This is a genomic window from Clostridium sp. AM49-4BH, assembly GCF_003478335.1.
Taxonomy (GTDB): Bacteria; Bacillota; Clostridia; order Lachnospirales; family Lachnospiraceae; genus Butyribacter.
In genome coordinates, this window is record NZ_QUFB01000070.1 from 1 (window position 1) to 9,627 (window position 9,627).

Below are 9,627 nucleotides of genomic sequence, written 5' to 3' on the forward strand. Positions count from 1 at the left end.
TTTCTGAAAAGATACTGTATTATTCTTGAGGTTGAGAGTTTTTTTCTGAAAAGATACTATATTATTCTTGAATTTGAGAGTCTTTTTTCTGAAAAGATACTGTATTATTCTTGAAGTTGAGAGTTCTTTTTTTCTGAAAAAAGGGTGATATTTACAATAAACCAATTGCCCTCGGTCGTAAAGGAACTAATCCCATCATATTTTTCCACAACTTCATTAACATTAGATAACCCATAACCGTGATTTCTGGAGTCCTTTTTTGTTGATTTAAAAGTGACCTTATCAATTTTCTTAAGAGATCCACTAAAAGTATTTTTAATTTCGAGATACAAAGTGCTCATTTTATAAAGGATAGATACAGAAAGTTTACGCTCTGCATCGTCTTGTAATTTTTCTAGGGCCTCTATTGCGTTGCTCAGCAGATTTCCAAGGGTAATACTAATATCCAGATCACTAACAAATATGTCCGGTGGAACTGCTATAGATAACGAAAGTTTGGTGTTTAACTTTGCTGCTTTTGATAGGTAAAAATTGATTGAGCTGTCAACTGCAATATTGGTAGAGTTAATGTATTGATTACGTGGTACAACCATATTATATAAACCTAAAACATATTCACTTGCTTTATCAGGCTGCTTACAATCTAAGTAGTAAGCAACAGTTTGACAATGGTTTTTGAAATCATGCTGCAAAGCGTTTACACGATTACTGGCTTCTTTGGTCAGAGCAATTTGCTGCATGTAGAATTCATTTTGTTGAGAAATAGCCTCTTGCTGCAGTACCTGCTGATACATCTGATTGGTCTTATCCATCATATAATAGATAAGCATATTTATAAGACATAGGATCCCCATAGCAAGCATAGTCAGATTTTCGTTTTTATTGCCAAGATTGACCAGTAGATCACACAAAACAACGCTTCCCACCAATATTATAATAAATGCAAAATAAATATGAAAAGGCATTGGCGTGGAAGAACGCATATTATAAAAGCGGTTAAGGAATATTACAAATAAAAAGTAAAGCAGTACAGAAAATGCACTACCAAGAGTATAGTTAAAAGGGATAATTGTGATTTTTTGCATTATTAAAAATACAATACCTTCGCAAAGAATGCTTAATGCCATGACAAAAACAGTCGACAAAATTTTTTTGGCTACAGATCCTCTATAAATTAGAAGACAGATTAGCATATAGCCTGCAAATGAAATAAATGTGTTAAGATTAACGCTGTTTCCAAAGGTATTGATCAGCCAGATAACAAACCACACTGTGCAAATTACTGCGCTTTTGAAGGTTTTGTTTATTTTTTTCTCATGTAAAAATAAACTCAGACAGCTAACCAATATAAAGTATCCGGCAATATTGATCACGGTATCAAAAAATAAAGAGTAGTAGTTCATCTGTAGTCCTTCTTTCTGGTGTTTTCTGGTAATTACAGAAAAAAGGCGTCAATGTTTACATTGATAAAATGGTCAATTTTTGAATATGAGAAATAGAGCTTATCTGAACATTCAAAATAATGAAAATACCATTCATTTCAAGTAATTGACACCTTAGTCTGAAAGTTTACCGGGTTTGTTTGCGATTATCGTACATGGATTTCTAATATAATGCCTTTCCCTTAAAAACAGGTACAACAATTAATAATTTAATCTCAAAAAATTATGTACATCTTCTTTGCGGGAATAGCTGATCGGTATATGTACACCATCGCTCATCACAACTTCGTTTGCGCTGTATTCTACAATAAAGCTTATATTTACTATATAGGATTTATGTAATTGCACAAACAGATTTGGTGGTAATTCCTTTATTATTTTGGAAAGTTTATCATAACATAATAGATTACCATGCGTTGTTGCAATCCGGACATTTCTGCCGGAACTCTGGAAATAAACAATTTTACGGCAATCTGCAAAATGTTTTACTTTATTAAAAGTAAATGAAAAATATTTATTGGTAGTTTCGTATAGGCGTTCATACGTTTTTACTACATGTAAAATTTTATCAAAGTCAATTGGCTTTATGATAAAATCTAATGGTCGCACTTGAAATAATTGCATTGCATATTCACTCTTAGAGGAAACAAATACAACTTGTGTTGCTTGCCCTTCTGACTGTTCACGCAAAAACTGTGCAATATTTACTCCATTCAACGATTCGGAATGGAATTCAATATCAAGGAAGAGAAGATCAATGGACATGTCATTTGCTATGTATTCTTCTAATTTTTCAGCTTCATTAAACATAGTTATTCGTGGAGGAGTTGGTCTCCCCTTAAATATTCTGTTTAGAATGTCTTCCAGTTGAAAACAAAATATTTCATTATCATCGCATATAACAATATTATACATTTCTTCACCTCTTTACATAACCTAAAGGTATAAAGTAGAATGAAAATTGTTCAGTCTAAAATATACACACAATATAATTGTAAATATAAGCAGGTTATGGCTTATAGATGTCTTGATATTTGTAACTTGTACAAAATAAGGCACCATAAATAATATACAATGAATTGAAATAAATAACAATAGAATAAACAAAATAATTATAGGCAGAGGCTGCCAAGGAATATGGTTTATAAGGCTGCAAAGTTATATGGTTTATAAGGCTGCAAAGTTATATGGTTCATAAGGCTGCTAAGGAATATAAGAAGACTGCTAAGAAATATGGTTCATAAAGCTGCAAAGTTATATGAGAAGACTGCCAGGGAATATGGGAAGGAGACTTGACTTCCAATCAAAAAGGGAATATCCTTTGAAGAGGAAGTTACGCTGGATATGCATAGCTAGATTGGTGTATTGAGGCGAATGAAAGCAAAAGCTCGAAACGTTGTGTCTGGCAGACGATATGGTATTGTCAGAGAAATGGAGGATTATTATGGAGTTCAAAAAATTACAGAGCGATATGGTAGCAGCAATGAAGGCAAGAGATAAAGCACGAAAGGATACGATTTCATCTTTGATTTCTGCAGTAAAGAAACTTGCTATTGATGAAGGAAAGAGAGACGATATTCCGGAAGAATTGGTAGATCGCGCTATTATAAAAGAAGAAAAAACAGCGCAGGAACAGGTGGACAGTTGTCCGGCAGACCGTGAGGATCTGAAAGCAGAGTATCAGGCTCGACTGGATGTGATCAAGGAGTATGCTCCGAAGATGATGTCACCGGAGGAAATTGAGGAAGTGTTAAAGACACAGTTTGCAGATGTGATCGCTACTAAAAATAAAGGTCAGATCATGAAGGCTGTTATGGCTGAGTTAAAAGGTAAGGCAAACGGCAAGGATATCAATCAGATTGTCGGAAAACTGTGCCAGTAACAGTAATCACGAGATTGCATAGGCAGTGCTTGTTAAATAGGATTAAAACCAGAGATAAAGCGTGTCGGAAGCGATCGGGTCTTGTGGTTAAAATCCACATATTTTGATCAAACCGGAGATAAATAAGCCAGAAGCAACGGAATAGTGCTTGACTTAAAAATCTCCTTGTGTGCGGTATTTGCCGGGGGTGATGCCGTATTCTTCACGAAAACATTTTATATAATGACTGCAAGAAGCAAAGCCGAGAAATGAGCTTATGTCTGTGCAGCTGATAGAACTGTTTTTAAGCATATAACAGGATGTTTCGCATTTTTTACGGAGGATAAACCTCTGTAGCGGGCATCCTGTTTCTTTTTGAAAAAGATGGGACAGATAGTCGCGGTTCAGTCCGAGAGCGTTGGCAACATCTACGCCGGATATCGATTCCGTAATATGCTTACTGATATAATCGATTCCATGGCGTACATGGTAGGAGTAATTTTTGCCCTGTTTGATGGCGTGCATGGTGTTTGTGAATTCTGTGATCACATCGATCTTGATTGTTTCGAGTTGCTTTTCTGATATGGCGGAATCTATTTTGCGGATAAATAGATCGCTTAATGTGTAGGATTCTTCGGGTTCAAGGCCGCGTTCAATGCAAAAACGTGTAATCATAGCAACTAAAATGACAAGGTGGTATTTGCGGTTTTGCAGCGGATTATGAGAAAGAATACCCATATGTTCGCGGTTTTCAGTCAAAAGGTCTCCTTGCAGCACATCCAGGTTTCCGTTTGCAATATTGCGGTAAAAAGCAAACTCCTCTTCTATGGAAATATGAGAATAGGATTCTTCCTGCTGCTTATACAGCAGTTGGTTTAATTCTTGCTTAACGGTCATAATTAGCCCAGTCCTTTCCTAAGCATACAAAATATGCTTTTTTCATAATTACTGTTGAAATAAGAATAGGTTTTATGATATTTATCTCGGAAATATTATATCATATTACTTCAAAAATTACTATGATGAGTACAGACGATGAATGATAATTCCGGTGATGAATGCATTATCAGGAAATGATCATTGCGATTATTTTGGAAAGGAATGGTGATTACTATGAGACGATGGATTGGATTTGAGCATGGCGTGAATTTGGGTGGATGGTTGTCACAATGTGACTATAGCAAAGACAGACTAGAGCATTTTATTGTTGAGGAAGATATTAAGCGAATTAGTGATTGGCCAGTTGATCATGTGCGTCTGCCGATAGACTATAATGTTTTGCAGGATCAGGATGGTACATTTATAGAAAGCGGCTTTGAGTATGTCAGGAAGGCTATTCATTGGTGCAGAAAATATGGTTTGAATATTATCCTCGATCTGCATAAGACGGCGGGTTATTCCTTTGATCAGGGGGAAAAGGAAGCGGGCTTCTTTGACAATAGCAAGTACCAGGAAATGTTTTACAGCCTGTGGGAGGAGATGGCTAAACGGTATGCAAAATACGGAGATCATGTTGCTTTTGAATTGTTAAATGAGGTGACTGATAAAAACACAATGGATCGCTGGAATCAGATTTCACAGGAATGTATTCGTCGGATTCGCCGGATTGCTCCAACGACGAAGATATTGATCGGCGGTTATTGGAACAATTGTGTTTTGGCAGTACGCTCACTGGCTGCACCGGCAGATGAAAATATCGTATATAATTTTCATTGCTATGAGCCGTTAATATTTACTCATCAGGGTGGATACTGGGTTGATGGAATGCCGGAAGATTTTAGGATGGATTTGCACAAGACGGTTGATGAGATTAAGAAATTGACCAAAAAGTATTTGCCGAATAATGAAATTATGCTCGAACCGGTAAAACAGGAAGAATGTTTATTCGGCAGCAGTTTTTTTGAGCAGTTCTTTGCGGATGCACTAGCAGTAGCGGAGGAAAGAAACGTGCCATTGTATTGCGGGGAATATGGGGTGATCAATCTTGCCTCAACGGAGGATACGTTACAGTGGTATCAGGCTATCAGCGAGGTGTTTGATAGGTATCATATCGGCCGCGCAGCGTGGAGCTATAAAGAAATGGATTTTGGAATTGTGGATACACATATGGAAGATGTGCGTGAAAAGGTGATAGCGTGCCTATAGGGCATCTGACCGGTTGTTCAGGCAGAGGCAGAGGTTATAATATCCAAAACTTCGGTCTCTGTCATTTCAACAGCATCTGCAATTTGGGTAAGGGAATAGCCACTGTGATACATGTTTAAAATGATTTTTGCTGTTGTTTCGGCAATTGCTCTATCCTCAATTCCCTGTCCAAGATTGCACATAACATTCACGTCCTTTCTAAAATCGGTGTTAATCGGGATATTATATTCCGATTCCAATATCGCGAGCCTTTGTTGCTCATTTAATTGATTTGACAATAAAGCAGCGATAAGCCGATGCAGTTCATATTTTTCTTCATGTTTTGGCAGTTCTTTGGCAATCCCAATCATTACAATATTTAATAGATTCAGGTTGCCTTTCCAATTATAGGGATCTAATATTTCATCCTTTTTCAGATGAAAATGGCTCATGCAATTACAACCCATGCCCATACAGACCCAAATGCTGAATACTTGTTTAATGTCATCGTAATTGGAGTTTGTAAAGTCACGCTCCTTTTGCGAAGATATTAGTCGGCTTACATAGAAGATTGCCCTATTTAATAATGAATATGAAATAGGATCATCTTTTTGAATCTCAATATTGATAATGATTTTTGTCAATCCGGTTTTTGTCCGAACGTAAAAAACAATATCAAATCGTATCAATCCTTCATTAATATCGGCATTTTCTGTATTTAATCCCACAATTCTCTGTCCAGAATCGTCGAATTGCTCCTGATTTGTCAATCCGGGATCTACAGGAATTGTTCCAATTATGGGATCACCTTCGATATAAGCCATGACTTGTTCTGGTTTCATGTCTTTGAACTCGTCAATTACCTTTACCAAAATATGTGCCAGTATGATTTTTTGAGACAATAGGCGTTTTGCATGCGTGTCATATTGTGCCTTGTCTTTCGAAGCATTTATGGCGTTTGTAATCTCTGTATTCAAGTAACCCTCCTTATCTTATAGTGAGAATTTCAAAATTAATTTACGAATAATTTAGAAATTCATGCAAACAGTGTTATAGCGTATGCATGCATATTTCCATAATAAGGACGTCACTCTAATATCATTATAAAAGAGATTGTCAGTAGATTCAACGGAAAAATCATGCAAAGAGCCTTATGAATGGTTGACGATATAGCTTCATGAGAAATAACTAGCTTGGATCCGTAGAATAGTATAAATATATAATAACGTATGACAGTAATGATTGCAAGAGAAATATATAAAAACAAATATATTAATCGCAAAAAGAGGAAGCCATAACGACTTCCTCTTCCATTTTGTAATAAAAATATGTTTCTGTTTGTACGATTCGAAAACAATGCCTCTTGGTTAATTACTGAAGCAAGGACAATACACCCTGGTTTGCCTGGTTTGCCTGTGCAAGCATAGACTGACCAGCCTGCTGAAGGATGTTGTTCTTGGAGTAGTTAACCATCTCTTCTGCCATATCTGTATCACGGATACGAGACTCAGCGGATGTGGTGTTCTCAACAACGTTATCCAAGTTAGAGATTGTGTGCTCTAAGCGGTTCTGAACAGCACCAAGTGCGGAACGCTGATCGGAAAATTTCTGGATGGATTCCTTGATGGTATCGATTGCGTTCAGTGCGTTAGTGTCGTCTGCACCATCAACCTTAAGACCATTAACACCAAGTCCCTTAGCACTCATAGATGCAATGTTTATAGAAATCTGGTTGTTGGATGTAGCATCGGCACCAACATGAAGTTTTACTGTAAGAGGTGCTGTAAGATCTTTTAATAGGCCAATATCAGCAACATCAATGTCTGCCTTGTTTCCAACAGCATCGTATGCCTTAGGAGCATCGCTTCGAGGTTCTACTGCTGTGCCTGCTGTATCTGCCTTAACATAATTTGAAAGAGCGTTCGCAGGTATAGCATTTCCGTCCTTATCATAATATTTAGCAACAGCCTTATTAGATTTAGCAGCCTTTACACCTGTTGCAATTAATGTAGCTGACTGGCTTTGATCGTCGGTAGTACTTTGAGCCAAATTACTATCTTTTACAGTTAAAGTACCAATTAGATTATTCTCTTTATCAACGACATTAAACTTACCGTCTGTTCCACCTGTCAAGGTAAATTTTTCGGCTGCATCACCTGTTAATGATAAACCATATTTTATCTGGTCAGCGCCTTGTCCTTTTGCAAGAGTTGCTGTAGCCTTAACACCCTGATCTCTTAATGAAATTAATAATTCATTAGTTTCGTCTTGTGTTTTTTGAGATGAAGGAGCAGTCTTTTGCTCAAATTCGATAGTCATTGCTGTTGATCCATCTGTGTTAAAGGTTGCAGTAGCTGCAGTAGGAGCCTTAAAGTTTTTATAGCTATACGTATACTGTTTATCCTGACTCTTATCACCCTTCAACAAATAAGTCTCATTGAACTTGGTTGTCTCAGATACACGATCAATCTCAGTTGTCAACTGATCGATCTCATTCTGGATAGCTGTACGGTCAGACTCAGAGTTTGTACCGTTAGCTGCCTGAACTGCCAACTCGTTCATTCTCTGAAGCATAGAGTGAACTTCGTTCAAAGCACCCTCTGCAGTCTGTACTGCGGAAATACCATCTTCTGCGTTTGTAGAAGCCTGATCCAAACCACGGATCTGCTTTCTCATTTTCTCGGAAATAGAAAGACCTGCTGCATCATCAGCTGCGCGGTTGATTCTATAACCGGAAGAAAGCTTCTCAGTAGATTTAGCAAGTGAGTTAGTTGTTAAGCCCAACATTCTGTTGGAGTTCATTGCTGTAATATTGTGTTGTACTATCATAGTAGTTACCTCCTTGTTTTGAGTTTGGGGTGAATCCGTTCGCCCCAGTGTTAATAAAAGTTAAGATATGTTCGGAAAAATCCATCATATCAGTGTCGATATCAAGAAAACGACTGTGCCGTATCGTAGATATCATGAATTTAAGTTTTAGATCGTTGCCTCCTTTCGCAAAACAGAAACCCTCGTTTACAAAATGTTGCATTTTTTATTACAATAACAATATCGGTTGATTTGCTGAGAACTTAACCCTTTTTCTAAAAAAATTTGTGCATTTTTTTGTTTTTTTGAGATTCCACAACACATTGTGTCCTAAAACACTTCTTTATACATTATATTGATCTCATTAAAATAATTTTATCGGCACAGTCACTTGTATATTATCCCAATAAGCAATTCTTGCACTTTTAATTGCCTAGGGTTCTTTTCTTTTTGAATATGTTTTGATGTCTTATAATTGCACGTGGTAAAAAACATCATCTTTTTCTTCTTGTATAATCCCTAAATAACGCTTTGTAATCTGATACGATGAATGGTTGTAGATCATCATCAGCATAGCTGGCGGAACGCCCTGTTTCCATGCATGATAACCAAAGGTTTTGCGCAAAGAATGACAGCTGACATTGCCGTCTAACCCTGTCTCCTCTGCTGCCTGCCGCACAATTCTCCAAGCTTGACTGCGGCTGATCGGCTGATTTTTATGACATGCACTATAAATAAATATTCGTCTGCTTTTTGGCCGTTGTAGCATTGCCGCAATGCATGCAAAACGCAGTCATTCAGTGCAATTTGATTCGTTTTGCCGGTTTTCTGTTCTACCACCTGCAAATGTGCTCGAAATCTTCTACGCTTGTAGTCATAAACATCTTTCCACTGCAAACTTAATACATCTCCAATGCGCAGCGCTGTGTTCAATCCAACCACTATTAATAAGTAATTTCTCATCTTTCCTTTTTCCAAATAGTAGTTTCGGAACCGCTGCAAATCCTCTTCTTTCCTGATAGGACTTGTTGTACTCATTTCCCCTTTTCCTTTCCGTTGTACTGCTGATTTATCCTGGAAATGCAAGCATTTCCAGAGGTTGCTACGTTTTTTATTCTAATCCTTTGCTTGGAAATACGGAACCCTTGAGCTGGCTATTTCCGGCGCAAATAACGTAGTGCAACATTTTGTAAACAATTGTTTCTGTTTGAAGAGGAAGGAGGCAACCGCAAAACAACATGTAATTCTTGATATTTCCAGATGGTTCATGCCATTCATGGAATATCGAAACATATTAACACCGGGGCGAAAGGATTCACCCCGAACATTTATCACAAGGAGGTAACTACTATGATAGTACAACACAATATTACAGCGATGAACGCTAACAGA

The 9,627-nt window shown here is 37.2% G+C and carries 9 protein-coding genes; 2 read left to right on the plus strand and 7 right to left on the minus strand.

Annotation, left to right across the window (positions count from 1 at the left end):
* Window positions 1-104: 104 nt before the first annotated feature.
* Window positions 105-1,403, minus strand: a complete 1,299-nt coding sequence (locus DW981_RS13385) for a sensor histidine kinase (RefSeq protein ID WP_022024289.1) — start codon at window positions 1,401-1,403, stop codon at window positions 105-107.
* Between the two features lie 240 nt (window positions 1,404-1,643).
* Window positions 1,644-2,357 carry a LytTR family DNA-binding domain-containing protein gene (locus DW981_RS13390; protein ID WP_118508072.1) on the minus strand — a complete coding sequence of 238 codons (714 nt, stop codon included), beginning with the start codon at window positions 2,355-2,357 and terminating at the stop codon, window positions 1,644-1,646.
* Between the two features lie 529 nt (window positions 2,358-2,886).
* Here DW981_RS13390 and DW981_RS13395 point away from each other — a divergent pair.
* Window positions 2,887-3,324 (plus strand): GatB/YqeY domain-containing protein, encoded by a 438-nt coding sequence (locus tag DW981_RS13395; RefSeq protein ID WP_022024287.1) that lies wholly within the window; start codon window positions 2,887-2,889, stop codon window positions 3,322-3,324.
* Between the two features lie 153 nt (window positions 3,325-3,477).
* Here the strand turns inward: DW981_RS13395 and DW981_RS13400 are convergent, their stop codons facing one another.
* Window positions 3,478-4,200 carry a helix-turn-helix domain-containing protein gene (locus tag DW981_RS13400; RefSeq protein ID WP_022024286.1) on the minus strand — a complete coding sequence of 241 codons (723 nt, stop codon included), beginning with the start codon at window positions 4,198-4,200 and terminating at the stop codon, window positions 3,478-3,480.
* A 216-nt stretch (window positions 4,201-4,416) separates the two neighbouring features.
* Here DW981_RS13400 and DW981_RS13405 point away from each other — a divergent pair, with 216 nt between their 5' ends.
* Window positions 4,417-5,448 carry a cellulase family glycosylhydrolase gene (locus DW981_RS13405; RefSeq protein WP_118508073.1) on the plus strand — a complete coding sequence of 344 codons (1,032 nt, stop codon included), beginning with the start codon at window positions 4,417-4,419 and terminating at the stop codon, window positions 5,446-5,448.
* Window positions 5,449-5,465: 17 nt separating this feature from the next.
* Here the strand turns inward: DW981_RS13405 and DW981_RS13410 are convergent, their stop codons facing one another.
* The 4 genes from DW981_RS13410 to DW981_RS13420 all read right to left on the minus strand — a co-directional run bounded on the left by DW981_RS13410 (window position 5,466) and on the right by DW981_RS13420 (window position 9,273).
* Window positions 5,466-6,404 (minus strand): PD-(D/E)XK nuclease family transposase, encoded by a 939-nt coding sequence (locus tag DW981_RS13410; RefSeq protein WP_118508074.1) that lies wholly within the window; start codon window positions 6,402-6,404, stop codon window positions 5,466-5,468.
* Between the two features lie 394 nt (window positions 6,405-6,798).
* Window positions 6,799-8,256, minus strand: a complete 1,458-nt coding sequence (locus DW981_RS13415) for a flagellin (RefSeq protein ID WP_118508075.1) — start codon at window positions 8,254-8,256, stop codon at window positions 6,799-6,801.
* A 448-nt stretch (window positions 8,257-8,704) separates the two neighbouring features.
* Window positions 8,705-8,977: a tyrosine-type recombinase/integrase gene (locus DW981_RS16285; RefSeq protein WP_347474582.1), complete on the minus strand. Its 273-nt coding sequence runs from the start codon at window positions 8,975-8,977 to the stop codon at window positions 8,705-8,707.
* Complete coding sequence (locus DW981_RS13420; RefSeq protein ID WP_347474581.1) at window positions 8,884-9,273, minus strand: tyrosine-type recombinase/integrase; 390 nt, start codon at window positions 9,271-9,273, stop codon at window positions 8,884-8,886. Before DW981_RS13420 ends, DW981_RS16285 begins: the two co-directional genes overlap by 94 nt.
* Window positions 9,274-9,627: the final 354 nt, after the last annotated feature.